8 protein-coding genes and 1 pseudogene are annotated in these 20,660 nt (G+C 39.8%); 5 read left to right on the top strand and 4 right to left on the bottom strand.

Annotated features, from left to right (window positions below; genetic code table 11):
• The first annotated feature begins 504 nt into the window (after positions 1-504).
• A pseudogene (locus IM509_RS09330) lies at positions 505-1,313 on the top strand (response regulator).
• Positions 1,314-1,363: 50 nt separating this feature from the next.
• Here IM509_RS09330 and IM509_RS09335 read toward each other — a convergent pair.
• Positions 1,364-2,365 (bottom strand): phosphoribulokinase, encoded by a 1,002-nt coding sequence (locus tag IM509_RS09335; protein ID WP_002740086.1) that lies wholly within the window; start codon positions 2,363-2,365, stop codon positions 1,364-1,366.
• A 311-nt stretch (positions 2,366-2,676) separates the two neighbouring features.
• Positions 2,677-4,497, bottom strand: coding sequence for an EAL domain-containing protein (locus IM509_RS09340; RefSeq protein ID WP_052277914.1), 1,821 nt, complete (start codon positions 4,495-4,497; stop codon positions 2,677-2,679).
• 660 nt (positions 4,498-5,157) lie between these two features.
• Here IM509_RS09340 and IM509_RS09345 point away from each other — a divergent pair.
• The 4 genes from IM509_RS09345 to IM509_RS09360 all read left to right on the top strand — a co-directional run bounded on the left by IM509_RS09345 (position 5,158) and on the right by IM509_RS09360 (position 10,316).
• The gene (locus tag IM509_RS09345; protein WP_052278557.1) at positions 5,158-6,684 is read left to right on the top strand and encodes a bifunctional aminoglycoside phosphotransferase/ATP-binding protein; all 1,527 of its coding nucleotides are present in this window, start codon (positions 5,158-5,160) and stop codon (positions 6,682-6,684) included.
• A 46-nt stretch (positions 6,685-6,730) separates the two neighbouring features.
• Positions 6,731-7,294, top strand: a complete 564-nt coding sequence (locus tag IM509_RS09350; protein WP_272079411.1) for a Uma2 family endonuclease — start codon at positions 6,731-6,733, stop codon at positions 7,292-7,294.
• 163 nt (positions 7,295-7,457) lie between these two features.
• Entirely contained in the window at positions 7,458-8,021 is a 564-nt protein-coding gene (locus tag IM509_RS09355; protein ID WP_185237535.1) for a Uma2 family endonuclease, read from the top strand.
• Positions 8,022-8,264: 243 nt separating this feature from the next.
• Positions 8,265-10,316 (top strand): FAD-dependent oxidoreductase, encoded by a 2,052-nt coding sequence (locus tag IM509_RS09360; RefSeq protein ID WP_185237536.1) that lies wholly within the window; start codon positions 8,265-8,267, stop codon positions 10,314-10,316.
• A gap of 92 nt (positions 10,317-10,408) precedes the next feature.
• Here IM509_RS09360 and IM509_RS09365 read toward each other — a convergent pair whose 3' ends face one another.
• A complete protein-coding gene (locus IM509_RS09365) occupies positions 10,409-14,281 on the bottom strand; it encodes a non-ribosomal peptide synthetase (RefSeq protein WP_185237537.1) in 3,873 nt (1,290 codons plus the stop codon).
• The gene (locus IM509_RS09370) at positions 14,278-20,658 is read right to left on the bottom strand and encodes a non-ribosomal peptide synthetase (protein WP_185237538.1); all 6,381 of its coding nucleotides are present in this window, start codon (positions 20,656-20,658) and stop codon (positions 14,278-14,280) included. Before IM509_RS09370 ends, IM509_RS09365 begins: the two co-directional genes overlap by 4 nt.
• Between the last annotated feature and the right edge of the window lie 2 nt (positions 20,659-20,660).

Consider the following 20,660-nt stretch of genomic DNA (forward strand, 5'->3'; position numbering starts at 1 on the left):
AACCCTTATAGAGAAAGGCATTTAGCGATTTTTGTCAATTGTTTTTTATCTAGAGCGAACTAATCAATTAAGTCTCTTGCCAGATAAGGATTTAGTCGATTTATGCCCCCCTATCGAACCATAACAAGTAACGAAGAGCCAAAAATCATTAAACCAGATTCTGATTATATTAAATAAAATTCAAGCAGATCAAAGATTTATTCTTGTTAAATCTTTACACAATCGAGATTTAAACGATGTTATAACAGAAGATTCAAGACCAAGCTCCGAACAGTAAAGTGTAGATTTGGGTAGATTTGAGGGGGAGTCAAGTATCTTGGCAAGCACTACTTTTAGTAAGTAGAAATAAAATCAACCGGAAAAAGGGGATTGCCGAATGAAGATAAGAAAGTGGAATTCAAGAAAGGGAGAACGGAGTGAAGTCAATGTTTGGGGGCGGCTCTAATAATCCAAAATCTGAAATTATCAAATCATCCCCTGATTCGGTAACGCAGGAGAAAAAATATGGATAAAGTGCGGGTTATCCTTATAGAAGATCACGATCTAACCCGCATGGGGTTAGTGGCGGCCCTCCAGCATCGGGAGGGTATTCAAGTGGTGGGAGAAGCGATCAGTGGATTACAGGGACTGAAACTGCTAGAGGAGACTAAACCCGATGTGGCGATCATCGATATAGGTTTACCCACGATCGATGGGATCGAGTTAGTGCGACGCTGCCAACAAAATCGGGGCGAGGACCCCCTGGCCACGAAAATCCTCATGCTAACCATGCACAAAACCCCAGAACTGGTTTTAGCGGCTTTTAGTGCTGGGGCTGATTCCTACTGTATGAAGGATATTATAGCGGTAAGCGCTTGAGTGAGATACAGACCAAGCCTTGCCTAGCATGGTTTATAGCTCGTGACACTGTACCTCATACGACTGCACACCGCTATAGCATTGATAAGTTAATCGAGGCGATTTATTCCACCCACGAAGGCAATCATTGTCTTGACCCTGCGATCGCCAATATTGTCCTGCAACAAGTGCGCCAAAAAGTTCCCGTGGGTGGGGCTGCCGGGGCGAAAACAGTGGCAATTCACGGCGTTGACCGGGAATGTCGTCAATTATTGGAAAATGCGCCCCTAACGGAACGAGAGCTAGAAATTCTAGCTCTGATTGTCGCGGGTTGTAGTAATGCTCAGATTGCCGGCCGACTCTATATCACCATCGGCACGGTGAAAACCCATGTCCGCAATATCTTAAATAAACTCTCGGTCGATGATCGCACTCAAGCGGCAGTGCTGGCCCTGCGATCGGGATTAGTGGGTTAAAAAACCAGCATCCTACCGAGGTAGGATGCTGACTCAGTCAAAACTAGAAACTAGACTGACGCTGCCACTTTTGCTTCAGCGGCCATTAGTTTTTCGTAGGTTTCACGCATTTTGAGACCGACTAACACCTGGAATAAACCCGTACCATTGGTAGAACCGGGATAATCCTTGTGTTTGAGCAGTAATTCGGTCATTTCACCGTAGTATTTAGTGCCGGTTTTGCTCAAATGGCTTTCGATGTAGATCATTTCTTCCAGGTTATCGAATTGACCATCTAGTTCCAGAATCGACACTTCATTTCCCAAGAAGCCATCCGGACCATAGTAGAGTTTAATACCGGGATAAGTGCAGGTCAATTTACGACCACAGGGCCGCCAATCGATGGTGGAACCTTCATCAAACAGATACGCAGGTTCAAAGTTTTCTACCCCTTCTTTCTGGATTAAACGGACCCGCAGTAATTTACTTTCGTGATCTTCAAGTAATTTGGTGGGCAGCACTTGAATCACCACGTCAGCGTACTGTCTTTGGGGGTCGATATAGGCACTGAAATCTGGTTTTCTAGAATTAATGGCCGCCATCACATCATCATAGGTGTGACCGCGCTCGGCCATATCCCGTTGAATTTTCCAGTTAACTTTGACTTCATCGCTAATATCGAGATAAACGCTGAAATCTAATAGGGACCGGACTCGTTCATCATATAAGGGGTGTAGTCCCTCGATCACGATTACCTTATTCGGTTCGATGATTTCGGGGGGATCGATCATCCCCGTTTCATGATTATAAATAGGTTTATTAATGGCTTGACCTCCCTTAAGAGCTTTAATCTGCTCATACATCAGGTCAAAGTTATTCGCTTTCGGATTGAGTGCGGTGACACCCACCTCTTTTCTCTGTTTGCGATCGAGGCAATGGTAGTCATCTAAACAGATCACTGTCATAAACTCGGCCCCGAATAAATCGGTCAAACGACGTAAAAAAGTAGATTTCCCACAGCCGGAGTCCCCAGCTACACCGATTAGAACCACGCGCTCTGGCTTATTGGCCATAGTTTCCCTCTAAATACACGACTAATTGTTAACCCATAGTAGTAATTAAACCAGACTCTGGATCCAGCAGCACCCCGCCGCCACAAATTTCTGCTGCTGACAGGTTCGGCAAGAGTCTCACGCTAGAATGAGTAGGTATTTGATACTAGATTCTCTGTTCAGATCATACCGGAATCAGTGACCAAAATCAGTTATCAGTAATCAGTTATCAGTAAACAGTGATCAGTGAAAGGACAGCACTGTTAATGCTATTTCATCCTCCTCACTTAATACCCCTGACTAAAAACCCAGAGCTGATAACTGGTAACTGATCACTGATCACTGATTACTGACAGGCTGTGGTGGATGTGGAGAAATTTAGTCATTTCCTCCACTGCTAGAGGGCCACTGATGCGATTGCCTTGCATTCTCTCGCAACCTAATTCTTGCAGGATTTCTAATTGTTGTTGGGTTTCTACTCCCTTGGCGATCACTATTAAGTTAAAACTTTTCGCTATCGCCAACAATGACGAGATAAAACGGGTATCTTGGGGATTATTACTCAGGTTTTTCGTTAAAGATTGCTCTATTTTCAGTTTTTTCACGGGAAATTGACCGAGATAGGCGATCGACGCGTAACCGCTGCCAAAATCATCAAGGGTAATACCAATACCCAATTCCTGCAAATCCCCAAGAATTCGACCAGTTTCGCTGCTATTTTCTAGTAAACTTGTTTCGGTTATTTCCATCTCCAGAAAGAAAGTCCCGATTTTGGTTTCAGTCAAGACTTCTTTGAGGATGGTGAGCAACTGGGGATCCCGCAATTGGTGCGGGGACAGATTGATCGAGATGGGAGTGTATAATAATCCTCGCTGCTGCCATATTTGTGCTTGTTGACAGGCATTTTTCAGCACCCAACGATTAAGCTCAAGGATTAACTCGCTTTCTTGGATTAAGGGTAAGAAACGATTAGGAGCGATTAATCCGAATTGAGGGTGTAACCAGCGCAATAATACCTCTAACCCTTCCACTTGTCCCTGAGTCATATTAACTTGCGGTTGATAGTAAAGAGCTAATTCATTATTTCTGATTGCCTGATAGAGAAAATATTCAACTTTAGAACTACGAGTATTTTTAGGGTGAACATTAACTGACTCTATCCTGGAGTTATTATTGATATTATTCTTGACCGCTACTAAATTTTCCTCCAGTTTCTGTAAAATTATTTTTCTGTCTGTGCCGACGGGGGGACAGATAACTGAACCTAAATTTAATCGCACGGCTAGGGAGTGATTTTCGATTTCGTAATTATTTTCTAGGGTTTTAATAATTCTTTGACTAACTTTTTCCAGATCATTAGCATTATTAATTTGTGGCAGCAGGATAATAAATTCGTCCCCTCCCCAACGAGCGACTATATCCCCCGATCTCAAATTTTTTCTTAACCGTTCACTGACGATTTTTAAGAGCTTATCTCCCAGTCGATAACCTAGTCGATTATTGACATTTCTTAGCCGCTCTACATCCACTAATAACAGACCGAGCAGTTGATTACTTTTCTGGGCATTATTAATAGCATTTGACAGATATTCATTAAAGAGAGAACGGTTAGGCAAATTCGTGAGAGGATCTAGGAAAGATTCCTCTTGAGTCCTGTTATCAAAACTAATGGTCTGGGATGGGGAATGATGGAGAATTAGGGTACTTTTCGTGTGGAAGTTATCCCGGCTATAATTTGCTTCATTTTCCGTCAGATCCACTCGTACCTGTCCTGAACTTTTAACTGGTGCTTGCTCTATTTTTTCTTGACTGGCTATTAAATGAAAACTGGCATTTATATCACAGCCAAAGTTAATTAAATCACCATCTTTTAATTCATGAACCAAGCATTTAGATCCATTGACATAAATACCATTATGACTTTTATTCCCCTCTAAATCACCATCAAGAATCCAATAGGAAAAATTTTGGCGATCAATACTCTTTTTAATTAAAGTCGCATGATAACGAGACGCGTATTTGGAGCGAAGAACAATTTGATTATCGGACTTACGGCCGAGAGAATATTTCATGTCTTCTAGGGTAATTGTTCTTCTCCCTTGAGGATCTTCCACAATGAGGAGATAACGGGAATTGGATGAACCATTAATCATTTTTTCGGTACCTCGACAAAATATAAGTTAATATGCTCCCTCAAAAAGTCATGGCTTATTCGTCTTTGACTTAATTTATTTTCTCAATAAAGTGTTGGGTGTGATTCGGAACAGTTCCTTAACGGCAATTGCGTCACATCTTCTGGTTTCAAGGCCTGAGTAACCCAAAATCTTTGTACCTGTTCAAATTCTGTACTAGGCCGATTATAGTCGATAACATGGCTAAATGCTCGGTTTTTGATGGTAAAGATTGGATAAAGGTTCGATCTTCAAGCTGTCGAGGGGATATTTATAAATATAACTTAAGAAGGAATAGTCAGCATCAAAATTATCTCAAACTAACTGTACCCCTAATTCCTTGGCTTAAAGCTGACCCCGCTTTTAGGGGGTCTTAACGAGTAATTTAGATAGTCAACAGCTTACCGACAATCAGCAATTATCAGTCATCCTTAAACTGGTACAAATGTATGAAAAATCCCTTGTAAGCATCCCACTTGCAAAGCTAATGCTTTCCAGCGTTTGGGGGGTAGAATCCCCCAAGAGTCAAAGATTAAGTGATAAAATCGGAAATAACAGCCAATTTTAGCTGAGGGTTTTCCCGGAAAAATCCCAACCTAGTAAATTTATACAAATGAGATGCAACCGATAGGAGTTCTCGCTATGGATAGCAATCGATTAATCGAAGAATTAAAAAATCCTGACTTTTATCCTCATTCTGTCAAAATTCCCGTTGAAATTATCCAAACCCATGCTTCAATTATCTTCTTGACAGGAGATTATGCCTATAAAGTCAAGAAACCAGTTAATTATAAGTTTTTAGATTTCTCCACTTTAGAAAAGAGAAAGTATTATCTAGAACAGGAACTAGAGTTAAATAAAAAAGTCGCCGATAATATCTATCTAGAAGTTTTGTCAATTAATGATCAACAGGGTAGCATAAGTTTAAATGGAGAAGGAAAAGCGATCGAATACATTTTAAAAATGAATCAGTTTCCCCAAGAATGTTTACTGAGTAAAGTTTTTGAACGGGGAGAACTAACGGAAAAAGCTATAAAATCTTTGGCTGAAAAAGTGGCAGGATTTCATCGACAAGCTGTGACTAATTCCTATATTACTCAATTTGGCAATTTAGAAGTTATTAAACAGGCTTTTGATGAAAACTACCAACAAACCGAGAAATATATTAATTTTGTCCAAACCCAAAAACAATACGATGAAACGAAAGCTTATACAGATAAATTCTTCGCAGAACACGGAGATTGGTTAGAAGAAAGACAAATAAAAGGGATGATTCGCGAATGTCACGGTGACTTACATTTAAATAATATCTGTCAGTGGCAGGGAGAAATACAATTATTTGATCGCATAGAATTTAATGAATCTTTTCGCTTCGTTGATGTCATGTATGATATTGCTTTTACAGTCATGGATTTAACCGCTAGGGGGAGAGGAGATTTCGCTAATTTATTGGTGAATACTTATTTAGAACAAACCGCCGACTGGGAGGGTTTAAAAGTCTTGCCTCTCTACCTGACTAGACAAGCATATGTGAGGGCAAAAGTCAATAGTTTTTTGCTTGATGGTGACAGTTTTTCCGAGAAAATTAAAGCCAATGCACAGGATTATTATCAATTAGCTTGGCAGTACACCCAACCGCAGAAACCGAGATTAATTCTGATGTCGGGATTTTCTGCATCGGGTAAAAGTACCATAGGGAAAGTAATTGCTAAAAATCTTAATGCTATTCAGATTCGTTCCGATGCAGTTCGCAAACATTTGGCTGGAATTGACTTAAATCAAACAGGAAGTCTAGACATATATAGTCTCGAAATGAGTCAAAAAACCTTCGCTAGACTGGCGGAATTAGCCCGAATTTTAATAGCTTTAGGTTATCCGGTTATTCTCGATGCACGCTACGATAAATATGCTTGGCGAGAACCCTTATTAACCTATGCCCAAAATTTACAGATTCCTTTTCATATTGTCCATTGTCACGCACCTATAGAAGTTTTAAAACAACGGATTGCCGCTAGAAAAGGCGATATTTCTGATGCTACTATCGAGGTTTTAAATGCCCAAATTGAGAAAACAGAACCTTTTAATGAAAGGGAACAACCCTATCTAATTTCCCTAGACACTACTAATCCCGATTGGCCAGAATTTTTAGAGAGTCAATTAGGTAAATAGGTTGAGATTAATCAATGATATAAAGCAGCAACAAGGAGAAGTTATTATGGACACTGTAGTGTTAAATCTAGAGACAGTTAATCTGACCGATGAACAATTTTATCATCTCTGTCAGGCTAATCAAACATGGAATTTAGAACGTAATCAAAAAGGAGAATTATTAATTATGCCTCCCGTGGGTGGAAATAGTGGTAATCGAGAAGCTGATTTAATTGCTGATGTAACGATTTGGAATCGTCAAAGTAATTCTGGTAAAGTCTTTAGTTCTTCGACAATTTTTCGTTTACCAAAGGGAGGATATCGTTCTCCTGATGTTGCTTGGATAAAACGGGAAAGATGGGAAGCTTTGAGCGCAGAAGAGCGAGAAAAGTTCCCACCTTTATGTCCCGATTTTGTGATTGAATTACGTTCTCGTACTGATTCCTTAATCTCTTTACAGGACAAGATGCGCGAATATTTAGCCAGTGGTTTACGTTTAGGTTGGTTGATTAATCCTCAACAGCAGCAGGTGGAAATCTACCGACTAAATGGTGATGGGGAAATTATTAATTTACCTGCTACCTTATCTGGGGAAGATGTCTTACCCGGGTTTGTTTTGAATTTAACCTAGGAAGGATTGAGTACCCAGACAGAATTAATTACACATATTTTTCTCTGAACTGATAAGTGATACAGCAGTTCTGGCGTTCTCTAAAACCAGAGACTGCCTACCTCACGATTAAGATAACTGCTATGAGTTATAGTGTATAAAGCAGCAAGAAGGAGAAGCGATTATGGAAACTGTAGTGTTAAATCTAGAGACAGTTAATTTGACTGATGAACAATTTTATCATCTCTGTCAGGCTAATCAAACATGGAATTTAGAACGTAATCAAAAAGGAGAATTATTAATTATGCCTCCCGTGGGGGGAAATACTGGTAAACAAGAAGCTAATTTGATTGTTAAAGTGGGGGTATGGAACGAGCAAACTCAACTTGGTGAGGTGTTTAGTTCTTCGACAATTTTTCGTTTACCAAAGGGAGGATATCGTTCTCCTGATGTTGCTTGGATAAAACGGGAGAGATGGGAAGCTTTGAGCGCAGAAGAGCGAGAAAAGTTCCCGCCTTTATGCCCAGATTTTGTGATTGAATTACGTTCTCGTACTGATTCCTTAACCTCTTTACGCGAAAAGATGCGCGAATATTTAGCCAGTGGTTTACGTTTGGGTTGGTTGATTAATCCTCAACAGCAGCAGGTGGAAATCTACCGACTAAATAGCGATGTGGAAATTATTAATTTACCTGCTACTTTATCTGGGGAAGATGTCTTACCCAGGTTTGTTTTGCATTTAACCTAGGAAGGATTACAGGGAATAACAAAGGGAATGACACCGAATCAGGCTATCTCTATTTTGTCAAGACATTTCCAGAAAAGCGATCGATTGTCAGCTTGGAGGTGTATAATCTCTTGAAAGCCAGTATCAAGCTACAAAGTTCTCAATATCCCCCAAAAAAAACATCAGGATTTCAGGAACAGATGCTCTAGCTACTTCTTCAAAGAAAGAAGAAACTCTCAGCCATAACATTGATATTTGTCAATAATGTCCCCTAAAATTTTCAATCATCACTTTACTCCTCTTAAATCCCTCTCTCTGGGATTATTTCTCCTACAAGCTTTCACTCCCCTTACCCTAGCGTCCCCCCCGCGAGAACCAGATCAAAGCGTCGGCTGTGATATTCTGGTGGTGGGTGGTGGTTTAGCCGGTGCTGGTGCAGCCTACGAAGCTTTATTATTAGGAAAAACCGTCTGTTTAACCGAGATTACCGACTGGGTGGGGGGACAGATATCTTCTCAGGGAACCTCCGCATTAGATGAAAGACGCACACAAAGAGAAAAATTATTTTTCCCGAAAGGTTATCTAGAATTTAGGGAAAGAATTAGAAAGCATTACGGCAAACAAAACCCCGGGGAATGTTGGGTAAGTGGGTCTTGTTTTTTCCCTTTTGACGGACATAAATTATTATTTCAACAGTTAGAAGACGCTGCCAAAAAAGGTAAAGGAACCCTGAAATGGTTTCCCTCCACGGTAGTCAAGGAATTAAATATTGAAACTTTACCCAATCGCGGCACCGGTCAACAGATTACCAGTGTAATTGCTATTCAACATAGTCCCGCAAAAGGTACTCCTCCCCTAAATACCGAGTTTTTATCGCAAAAAATGGAGGATATCTATCGCTACGAAAATTCTCCCCGTTTTGATAAAAAAATCCTCCGTTTTGTCTCCAAATCCTCCCAACCGAATCAATTAGCAGATTGGTATGTGATTGAAGCGACCGAAACCGGAGAAATCATCGGATTATCAGATATTCCCTACCGTTTAGGGGTCGATAAGCGCAGTTATCTCGAACCTTCTTCCTCTAGCGTCACTGGCGACCCCTACTGTACCCAAGGCTTTACCTATACCTTCGCCATGGAGGAAACAGAAAAACCACAAACCCACGAGAAACCCGTTTATTACGAACGCTATGCCCCCTATTTTAGCTATGAATTGCCGCGATTAGCCGATTTTGACCTAGTTTTCACCTATCGTCGTATTTGGAGTCCACAACTGGGTAAAGAGAAAACCTTTGGGGGAATTACTTTTACCGAACCCGTCCCGGGGGATATCTCCATGCAGAATTGGACCTGGGGAAATGATTATCGTCCGGGGACTGCAAAGGATAACTTTATCTACACCCGCGAACAGTTGCAAGAGTTAGGACAGTTATCTCCCGGTGGATGGATGGGAGGATTACGCACCGAAACCCTCGCGAGGGGCGAAGAACACGCCATTTCCTACTATTATTGGTTAGTAGAAGGAACCACCGATTCCCAGTTAGGAGACGGGGTAAAAGTTCCCCATTTGAATAACCGTTATCTGTCTGGTTTTGATTCTCCCATGGGAACTGCCCACGGTTTGTCAAAATATCCCTATATTCGGGAAGCAAGACGGATTATCGGTCGTCCTTCCCTGACTTTCCCCGCTGGTTTTACCGTCACAGAAATCGATATTTCCCGACAAAATTTTCAAAGCGATTTCTATCGTCAAAATCTTTCCCCGGCAGAATATCGGCGCTTAATTGCCACCTTGGCAGGATTAGAGGGATTTTCCGTACTTGATGGCACATTATCCCCCGATCAGGCCCTTAAACGCAAGCGCTCGACTATTTACCCCGATTCCGTCGGTATCGGTCACTATGCGATTGATTTTCATCCCTGCATGACGGAACATCCCCCCGAAAAACCGGGTAATACAGAAAAAGCAGGAGAAAGACAGGGACAGGGCCAAGCTTACCCCTTCGAGATACCTTTAAGGGCTATAATTCCCCAAAAAATCGATAATTTACTGATAGCGGGTAAAAGTATCGCTCTTAGTCATATTGCTGCGGCCGCCTATCGTGTCCATTCCTTCGAGTGGTCCTCTGGGGTAGCTGCTGGCATCACGGCAGTGTATGCTTTAGATAATAATGTACTGCCCTATCAATTAGTAGAAAGTGATTTTCTCATCGGCAATAAACAATTGCGAGAATTACGGCAAAAAATCGACGCAAGTGGTAATCCAACTATGTTCCCCGATGCCTCAATTTTCCGGTCGACAGATAATTGGTATTAATTAGGGTTTACTGAAAAAACTTTTTCAGCAGACCCTAGGTACTGCTCATCTATGTCTCTCAGATTGCCAGATTTCGTCCGCCACCTAAACGGTTACGACTGTTTTGGGTTGAGAATACTATTAATAATCAGAGCGTTTTTTGGAAGATAAGGAGGATCAATCATTTCACGATGAATACCAGTGGCATAATGATTGATTCTTTCTCCTTTTGTTGCTTGTGTCCAATCATCTTGAGCTTCATAGTTTCCCTCAGCACGAATCAAATGAATAGTCCCTTGAATTTGTACATTTTTTAAGTCAGAATTCCAAAGAAAATTAAAGTATTCCCACACTTGATTATAAGTGCGATTGCGGAGTTTTTGATTCTCTAAAAAGTAACCTCTTAATTCCTGACGTTTGGGATTTAATAAGAAAGCATCAACCCCTTCTTGAATCTCTGACATATCAGCTTTTTTAGCCTCACGTCCTCCTCTGTAAGTATCCAGTAAAATGACATCAGAAACAACTCTCCCTCGACTTTCTAATTGTTGCGCCATTAACATCGCTAAAAATCCGCCAGCGGAATGTCCCATTAATTTTATATCTTGATTCTGAGCCAAATCCTCAATTAATTCAGCGTATTTTTCTAACATTAATTCATCGCTAATGTAGCGAAAAGTATAAATAGCATAATCCGTTATATACTCCGCTAAATTGGCATAAGCAGCAGCGAAACCAAGGGCGGGGGGAAATAAAAAGACGGCCTTTTCTTGCTCCTTATTAAACACCACATAAGGACGTTCTTTCGGTTGAATATTCATCTCCTGAGCATAAATAATATAATCGCTTAATTCGGCTACTGTTGGCTTTTCATAAATCATTGATAAAGGAATTTCTATGGCCATTTTTTCATAAATTAAAGCCATAAGATTCATAGCTTGTAAGGAATGACCCCCCAACTCAAAGAAGTTATCATTAACCCCTATCTTGCCAGCTTGTAGAAGTTGTTGCCAAAGGGTTACTAAGATAGTTTCTGTTTGATTGCGGGGGGCTAAATAGGATGATTCAACTAAAGAAGTCTCATCCGGTATAGGCAATTTATGAACGTCTATTTTCCCATTAGGATTTAAGGGAAAATCTGACAACATCACAAAGGCAGAAGGGATCATGTAAATTGGTAATTTCTGCTGTAAGAAACGACGCAAATCCTGGGAAGTTAATAAAGTATCTTTTCTGATTACATAAGCAACTAACCGTTGATTATATAAGCTATCTTCCCGCATAATCACAACAGTTTGTTCAACGTTGGGATGAGTTTCTAAAACTGTCTGAATTTCTCCTAATTCAATGCGTAAACCTCTCAGCTTAACTTGATTATCAATCCGTCCTAAATATTCAATGTTTCCATCAGGAAGATAGCGAGCTAAATCCCCAGTTTTATATAATTTCCCCTGAGCAAAAGGATGAGGAATAAATTTTTCAGCCGTTAATTCAGGTTGGTTGAGGTATCCACGCGCTAAACCCAGTCCACCAATATGTAATTCTCCAGCAACACCAATAGGAACCGGTTGGAGATAACTGTCGAGGATATAAACTTGGGCATTAGCAATGGGAGTTCCAATAGAAATTTGGGAATTTGGCTGACAGCACCAGACAGTAGCATCAACGGCGGCTTCTGTTGGTCCATAAGCGTTATATAATTCACAGTTTAACTGCTGAAAAAATCGTTGATTGAGTTCATAAGATAAGGCTTCTCCCCCGGCAATTACTCGTTTTAAACAGTGGCAATCTTTGCTCTTGGGATGTTGCAGAAAAACTCGCAATATTGAGGGAACACAAGTGAAATAAGTTACTTGTTCTTGCACAATTAAATCTATTAAATAATCTATATCTTTATACCCGTCAGGTTTAGCCACGACTAGGGTAGCACCAGATGTTAAAGATGAGAAAACTTCCCAAACTGAAACATCAAAACTAAAGGGAGTAATTTGGAGAACGCGATCTTCAGAGGTAAGATTATAATGATCAATAGTATATTTTAGAGTATTACAAATTCCTTTATGAATATTCATCACGCCTTTAGGTTTTCCCGTTGAACCCGAAGTGTATATAACATAAGCTAAATTTTCTGGGGTAACTGGAGAGGTCAAATTCTCTTGACTATAATTAGCTATCCTTGACCAATCTGTATCTAAACACAGTATTTCGGCTTGATTTTCGGGCAGAAATTGGACTAAAGATTGTTGAGTTAACAACAGAGAGATAGCAGAATCAGATATCATATAATCCAAGCGCTCAGGGGGATAATTAGGATCCAAAGGAACATAAGCTCCCCCAGCTTTCATAATTCCCAATATTCCGATGATCATTTCAAAAGAACGCTCAATAAAAATCCCCACTAAAACTTCTGAAGTTACGCCTTTTTCTTGTAAATAGTGACCGACTTGATTAGCTCGATTATTTAACTCTCGATAGGTCAATTTTTCGCCCTCAAAAATAAGAGCTATTGCCTCGGGATTATCTCTAACTTTTTCTTCAAATAAATGGTGCAGACACTGTTGAGGATAAGCGACTTCGGTTTGATTCCACTCTATTAGTAATTGATGCCGTTCTTCAGGAGTTAATAAATTAATCTCAGATAATTTACAATCGGGATTCTGAATTACACTTTCAATAATTTGTAAAAAGTGACCGCTCATTCTGGCGATAGTTTCAGGCAAAAATAAATCCGGCTCATATTCAATAGCTAATGTAAGATTATGACTATCTTCAAAGAAGCTCCAAGTCATATCAAATTGAGCCATCCGTGGTTTTAAGGGATAAGGTTGATGTTCCAAACCAGGAATTTTTAAGACAGTTTTGCTTTCTTTACTCAGTAGAGAAAACATGACATCAAATAAGGGATTTCTGGACAAATCACGTTCTAAATTGAGAGCGGATACTAATTTATCAAAAGGATAATCACGATATTCATAGGCATCAAGACAGGTGTTAGTTACTTCCCCTAAGACTTGCTTAAAAGTTACTCCCTCTGGTAATAAAGATCTCAAAGCCAAGGTGTTAACATAAAACCCGATCTGGTTTTCTAAATCAGGATGATTTCGTGCTGAAATAGGGATACCAACTACTAAATCACGCTGGCCGGTGTGGCGGTAGAGTAATATTTTAAAGAAGGTCAGTAGGGTAATAAATAGAGTCGTATTATTTTGAGTGGCAAAGGTTTGTAATTGTTGGCTAAGACTCTCACTAAATTGATAAGTGTAGGAAGCTGCTTGAGAAGATTTTACTTGAGGTCGAGGGAAGTCTATCGGTAAGTTTAAGATAGGGGGATGTTCGGCAAAAACCTCACACCAATACTCATGTTGTTCTCTAACTTCTTCACTTTCTAACCACTGATTTTGCCAGGCCGCATAATCTTTATACTGTAGGGTAAGAGGGGGTAATTCAGCTTTTTTTTGTTGAGTATAAGCAGAGTATAATATAAAGAACTCTTGAAAGATAATATCAAGTGATTGTGCATCTCCAATAATATGATGGACAGTCAAACCAAAGATAAATTCTTCTGAATTAATCTGCACCAATAAGACTCGAATAAGGGGCAGCTTTTCTAAACTAAAAGGTAAATTTGCCGACTCTTGAATTAAATCATCTGCCAAGAGTTCAGCATCTTTTTCTCCTCTTAAATCTTTAAAAATGATTAACTGTTCTGTGGTAATTTGCTCATGAATAACTTGCTTAATATTGCCCCCAACACTGGTAAAAGTGGTTCTGAGAATTTCATGACGGTTCACCAGTTCTTGAAAGGCTGCTGTTAATATAGAAACATCTAAATTGCCATTAATTCTCATGGCAAGCCTAATATTATAAGCACTAGAAGATTCGCTGATATGCTGCAAAATCCAAAGCCTTCTTTGACCGTGAGAGACTTGGTAATATTTTTGTTTTTCCAGTGGGTTAATTGAGTCAGATTGTGGTAAGTTGATCATCGTTTTTGTCGGGATTGAATTAATACAGCTTGTTCTTTTAAAGTATTATGGGTAAAAATTTCCCGTAATCGGAGAGAAACTCCAAATTGATTACGGATTTGTGACACTAAGCGCATCGCCTTTAGACTGTTTCCTCCTAGTTCAAAAAATGACTGATTACTGTTACTAACTTCTGCTTCTAATAACTCACCCCAAAGGGAAGCTAATAAAGCTTCTTGTGGATTAAAATCTGGGACTTGGTTAGTTGAGTCAGTAATATTTTCTTCGGGTTTTGGCAAAGCTAGACGATGAATTTTTCCATTGGGTAACAAGGGAAAAGCTTCTAACCGCATTAAAAAGCTAGGCTGCATATAAATCGGTAAGAGTTGCTTTAATTTACCTCGAATATATTCCTGATGAACTGTATCCTCTGCCTGATAATAAGCAATTACGGTTACTAATTCCTCCTTTTTATTAGCTATAACTAAAGCTTTTTCTACTCCCTCAATCCCACTGAGGACATCTTCAATCTCTCCTAATTCAATCCGTACCCCATTTAATTTAATTTGATTGTCACTGCGTCCTATTACTTCTAAAGTTAGATCAGGAAGCAGTCTGCCTAAGTCTCCAGTACGATAAACTATATCCCTCCCCCCATTCAAAGGATTAGGCACAAAAACTGAATGAGTTAAGCTTTCATCTTGATAATAACCTTTGGTTAAATAGGGGGATTTAACGAACACTTCTCCTACTTCTCCTATTGCCCTGGCGCGATTTCCATCAACCACTGCATAAGCGGCATCTGGCAAAGTTTGACCACCCGGAACCCGTTCATAGGGAATATTATTAGGGTTAGGAATTCGATAAAAATGCTTAACAAATGTAGTTTCACTTGCCCCATAAATATTCACAAATTCTGTCTGAGAGCCAAAAATTTGATGCCATTCAGCCAGTTCTTTCACAAATAAAGGCTCTCCTCCTAAGACAAAAATTCGCAAACTTTTCAGGAGATTATGTGCATTAACTAAACCACGCCCTATCTTTAAAAACAGACGCATTACCGAGGGGACAGTGTGTAGTAAATTGATTTCCCATTCTCCTATTCGCAGTAATAAAAGCTCTAAGTCTTCTCGCTCTGTACTCTCTGGAATATACAGAGTTCCCCCTGAGCATAAAGTCACACAGGTTTCCCTCAAATAAGCATCAAAATTAATTTGAGCAATTTGTAAACAGCGCCAACTTTCATTAATGCCAAATTCCCGTTTTTCCCAATCAATGAAATGACGTAAGCTGCCGTGACTGCCTAAAATTGCTTTAGGTTCACCGGTTGAGCCAGAAGTAAACATAATATAATTAGAATCATCAGCATCCGGCATAGCTAGAAGGGGTTGCAGTTTGCTTAATTGGCAAGGAAACTCTTGATAATCCATGCCATTCCACTGATGATATTGCTGAATTTTATGAGCCTTAACCACTAAGATATGAGGCGGTTTTTCTAATGCGGATAGTTGGGGTTTAATCCCCTCTAAATTCTCAGCCGCAACTAAGATAATTTCGGGGCTAGTTTTAATCATCATGCGTTGCCGGCGCTCCTCGGGTTCATCTAAACGTAGAGGTAAATAGATTCCTCCGGCTTTAAATACTGCCAGCATAGCGATTAACTGACGATAATCTCCTTCTAGGAGAACACCACAAACCTTATCTTTTTCCACGCCTAATTCTTTTAAGGCATAAGCCCAAAAGTTAGTTAGTTCATGTAATTCTTGATAGCTAAATTTACCCCCGGGATAAATTATCGATGTTTTCTCTGGTGTGGCTTCAACTTGGTCAATAAAATCGTGGATAATAGTACGGGTTTCTAAGCGAGGAATAGGATTGATAAAATTGGCAATAAAAGCGGTTTCTGCTGCCGATAACAAAGAAATGTCTTTGACGGGTTGGGCGGGGTTAGATAGCATTTCATTCAAGAGTTTATCGAAGTGAATGAGACATTTTTTCATCCTCTCCTCTTGGAATAAGTCGGTGTTATAAATTAGCTCTAATCTGAGTTTTTCCTGATCTTCACTAAACACAAAAGATAGATCAAACTTACTGGTCGGGGTCAGGGAATCTAGAGATTTTATTTGTATATTTTCCAAGCCTACAGGTTGATCAAAATTTTGCAGAAGGACTAATATATCAAACAAGGGAGTGCGGTTAATTTCTCTAGAAACAGCTAATTTTTCTACTAAAATATCAAAGGGATAATCGGAATGTTCTAAGGCTTCGGTAACGGTTTGACGAACCTTTGCGAGTAGATTTTTGTAGCCTTTTTCGGGTTCAATTTGGTCACGAATAACTAAGGTATTGAGAAATAAACCGATTAGAGATTGCAGTTGAGGATGGTTTCTGGTAGCGATTTCTGTACCAATAGTAATATCATGTTGACCACTGTAGCGATACAGTAATATTTTGACAGCCGCTACCAATGCCATGAATAGGGTGATTTCGTTTTCTTGACAAATTTTTCTTAATTTAGAAATCGTTTCTCGGTCAAATGTCCAGCTTAAATGAGAACCCTTAAACGTCTTTATTTGGGGACGTTTAAAGTCTGTCGGTAAGTGAACTCTGGTCAGTTGTCCATTGTCCAGTTTTTGCCGCCAGTAATCTAGGTTTTTTGAATTATTTTCGCTTCTTAAAAGATTATTTTGCCATCCTGCATAATCTTTATATTGTATCGGCAATGGCTCTATACTAGGCTGTAATCCTTTGGCTAAATCAGAGTAGTATTGTAAGCATTCTTTAGCTAACAAACTCATTGACCAACCATCACAGATAATATGATGAATTTCTAACTCTAAAATATATTCATTCGGAGATAGTTTATAAATCTTAGAGCGCACCAGGGGACTTTTCTCTAAGTCAAACGGTTTTCTCTCTTTTGCAATCGTTTCTAGGATTTCTTCATCAGGTTTATTTGTCCAGTCTTTAAATTCCCAATCAAAAGGACGATTTTGCAAGATTTTCTGTTGTGGTTCTCCGTTAATTAAAATGAAAGATGTCCGCAGGGATTCATGACGGGAAATCAATAATTGTATGGCTTTTTCAAAGACATCGGGGCTAAAATCTCCTGCTATTTTGAGAGTGGAAACAATATGATAAGCTACATTATTGAGATCCATCTGTTGCAAGACATAGAAACGTCTCTGAGCATGGGATGTTTCGTAGGTTTCTTGTGCAGAGACAAGGGGAATAGTGGCTACCGTCAGAGGGGTAACAGTGCTTAATAATGCTGCTTGTTCAGCAATGGTAGGATGGGCGAATACTTGTTTAATGGGCAAAGATTGCCCTAACTTTTCCTGAATTTTACTCACTAGAGAAATAGCTTTTAAGCTATGTCCTCCTAACTCAAAGAAGTTGTCACTAACCCCTATTTTGGATACCTGAAGAACATCTTGCCAAATCTGAGCTAAGAGGCTTTCTTTTTCATTTCTTGGGGCTATATAAGCAGATTCAATAATTGATGTCTCATCGGGGATAGGTAATTTTTTCCTGTCTATCTTGCCATTGTTATTTAAGGGAAAATCCGACAAGATGACAAAGGCAGAAGGCACCATATAAGCGGGCAGTTGCTGCTGTAAGAAACGGCGCAATTCTCCGATACCTAATGAGGGGTATTTCCTGACTATATAAGCGACTAACCGTTGATTTTCTGAGGTATCTTCTCGCAAAATAACTACGGCTTTTTCCACTTCAGAATGTGTCTCTAAAACTGCTTCTATTTCTCCTAATTCAATCCGTAATCCTCTCAGCTTCACCTGATTATCAATGCGCCCTAAAAATTCAATATTGCCCTCTGGAAGATAGCGAACTAAATCCCCCGTTTTATATAAAATACCCGAATTAAAAGGGTTAGAAATAAATTTTTCTTGAGTTAATTCCAGACGATTGAGATAACCCCGCGCTAACCCGACACTGCTAATATGTAACTCTCCAGGAACCCCAATCGGAAGCGGTTGTAAATTCTGATCTAAAATATAAATTTTTGTGTTAGAAATTGGCTTACCAATAGACGGGGATGAGGAGTTTCCTTCCTCATAATCGGGAACTAATCCTGAAGTGGTTACTACTGTATTCTCTGTTGGACCATAATTATTAATCAGCTTAAAAGGCATTGATACTGAAGGGTAATGATGGAGTTTATCCCCACCCGTTAAGATAATTCTGAGGGCTATATTTTCATCCCATTTTAAAGATAAAATCTTCTCAACTAGGGGAGTTGGTAAAAAGCTGACGGTGATTTCTTGGGCAATTAACCAGTCTCGCAAGTCCGGGGGAGATTGCATGATTTCAGGTTTAACTAAGACAAGACTCGCACCTGCTGTTAAACAGGGCCATAACTCCCAAACCGCAGCGTCAAAAGCACTTCTTGCTAGTTGAGTAATTTTGTCTAAAGGCGTAATTTCAAAAGCGTCTTGATGCCAACAAATTAAATTCATTAACCCCCGATGGCTAATTAATACTCCTTTGGGTTTTCCCGTTGAACCTGATGTATAAATAACATAGGCTAAATTCTCAGGAGTCGTTAGATTGAAGGGATTTTCTGGACTATAGGTAGCTATCTTTTCCCAATCCCTATCTAAACACAGTGATTCGGCACCAGTTTGGGGAAGAAAATCTCCTAAAGATTCCTGAGTTAACACCAAAGAAACCCCCGAATCTGAGAGGATATCCCCCAAGCGCTCGGTAGGATAATCTGCATCTAAAGGTACATAAGCTCCCCCAGCTTTTAATATCCCTAATAAACCGATGACCATCTCTAGGGAACGCTCCATAAAAATCCCGACCAAACTTTCTGGACCTACACCCTTATCTCGTAAACAGTGAGCTAACTGATTGCCCCGGTTATTTAACTGTTGATAGGTTAATTTTTGTCCTTCAAAAATAACCGCTATTCCCTGCGGATTCTGTGCAGCTTGTTCTTCAAATAATTGATGTAAAGACTTATCTAAAGGATAATCTGCCTCGGTATTGTTCCACTCTACTAATAACTGATGTTGCTCTTGGGTTGTCAATATAGGTAATTGTGTTACCCGTTGCCGAGTATCAGTAACAATCCCTGTTAAAATAGTCTGTAAATGTGCTGCCATCCGTTCAATCGTATCCTGAGTAAAACGGCTAGTATCATAGATTAACTGAATCAGTAACTCCTGTTTAGGAATAGCAACCACCGTCAAAGGATAATTAGTTTCCTCAAAATTCTCCACATCCTTAACCCTTAAGGATTGACGAGAATCTCTCGATAACGCTTCTCTAGGATAATTCTCAAAAACGACCAAACTCTCAAACAGGGGAACCCCCGGTGGAATATCACTTAATCTCTGTATTTCAGCCAGAGAAACATAAGCATAATCCTGAATTTCTGCTTGCTTTTGCTGTAATTCCTGTAACCAAGATAGCAATAAATCTGATTCTCTGATGGAGACTCGCAGCGGCAATGTATTAATAAATAATCCTACCCTATGTTCTACCCCTGATAAATCATGGGGGCGACCAGAAACCGTAACCCCAAATAAAACTTCTGACTCCCCACTATAGCGACTGAGAAGAATCGCCCAAGCGGCCTGTACTAGAGTAGATAAGGTCAGATTATGCTTTTGCGCCAAAGATTGCAGGTCTTTGGAGTGAGAAGCCGATAAATGACAGTTATACTCTTTATAAGTCGGCTTACCTTCAGATTTCATTAACTGGAGTCTGTCCACCCTCAGGGGGGTGGGAGTCATAAACCCTTCAAGAGTTCGCTGCCAAAAACTCTCAGCAATAGATGGGTTTTGCTCCTGTAACCAAACAATATAATCTTGATAAGGACGCGGCAAAGGAAGATGATAACTTTTCCCTTGAATACCTGCCTCATAAAACCCTAAAACTTCTTGATAAATAATAGGCATACTCCAACCATCCAGAATAATATGATGATGATTGCAGAGGAATTTATAAGTTTGGTCCGATAGTTGAATCATCAAGCAGCGCATTAAAGGAGCAACTTTGAATTCAAACCCTTGTTGACGCTCTGTTTGTAACAATAAATCTAAACGTTGTTGTTGCTCTGTGGGGGAAAGATTGCGCCAATCCTGATAATCCCAAGGCAAATCAACCTTTTTTCGCACAATTTGCAGAGGTTTTTCCCGTTTTTCCCAGAGAAATAGAGTCCTTAATACCGAGTGACGCTCTACAACTTTTTCCCACGCTTGCCTAAAAACTGTAAGGTTAATTTCTCCCTCCAGAGTAATTAGAGTTTGACTACAATAAATCCCTGAATCAGGAGTATAAAGACTATGAAAGAGCATCCCTTCCTGCATGGGGGAAAGAGGATAAATAGACTCCACATTTTTGGCGGGTTGATTTTTTGTGTCTGCCATGA

It is taken from the genome of Microcystis sp. M31BS1 (assembly GCF_020245285.1).
Lineage (GTDB): Bacteria > Cyanobacteriota > Cyanobacteriia > Cyanobacteriales > Microcystaceae > Microcystis > Microcystis panniformis.

Excerpts from the sequence above, each read along its gene's own strand:
- IM509_RS09335 (WP_002740086.1), bottom strand. The coding sequence starts at position 2,365 with ATGGCCAATAAGCCAGAGCGCGTGGTTCTAATCGGTGTAGCTGGGGAC.
- IM509_RS09340 (WP_052277914.1), bottom strand. The coding sequence starts at position 4,497 with ATGATTAATGGTTCATCCAATTCCCGTTATCTCCTCATTGTGGAAGAT.
- IM509_RS09345 (WP_052278557.1), top strand. The coding sequence starts at position 5,158 with ATGGATAGCAATCGATTAATCGAAGAATTAAAAAATCCTGACTTTTAT.
- IM509_RS09350 (WP_272079411.1), top strand. The coding sequence starts at position 6,731 with ATGGACACTGTAGTGTTAAATCTAGAGACAGTTAATCTGACCGATGAA.
- IM509_RS09355 (WP_185237535.1), top strand. The coding sequence starts at position 7,458 with ATGGAAACTGTAGTGTTAAATCTAGAGACAGTTAATTTGACTGATGAA.
- IM509_RS09360 (WP_185237536.1), top strand. The coding sequence starts at position 8,265 with ATGTCCCCTAAAATTTTCAATCATCACTTTACTCCTCTTAAATCCCTC.
- IM509_RS09365 (WP_185237537.1), bottom strand. The coding sequence starts at position 14,281 with ATGATCAACTTACCACAATCTGACTCAATTAACCCACTGGAAAAACAA.
- IM509_RS09370 (WP_185237538.1), bottom strand. The coding sequence starts at position 20,658 with ATGGCAGACACAAAAAATCAACCCGCCAAAAATGTGGAGTCTATTTAT.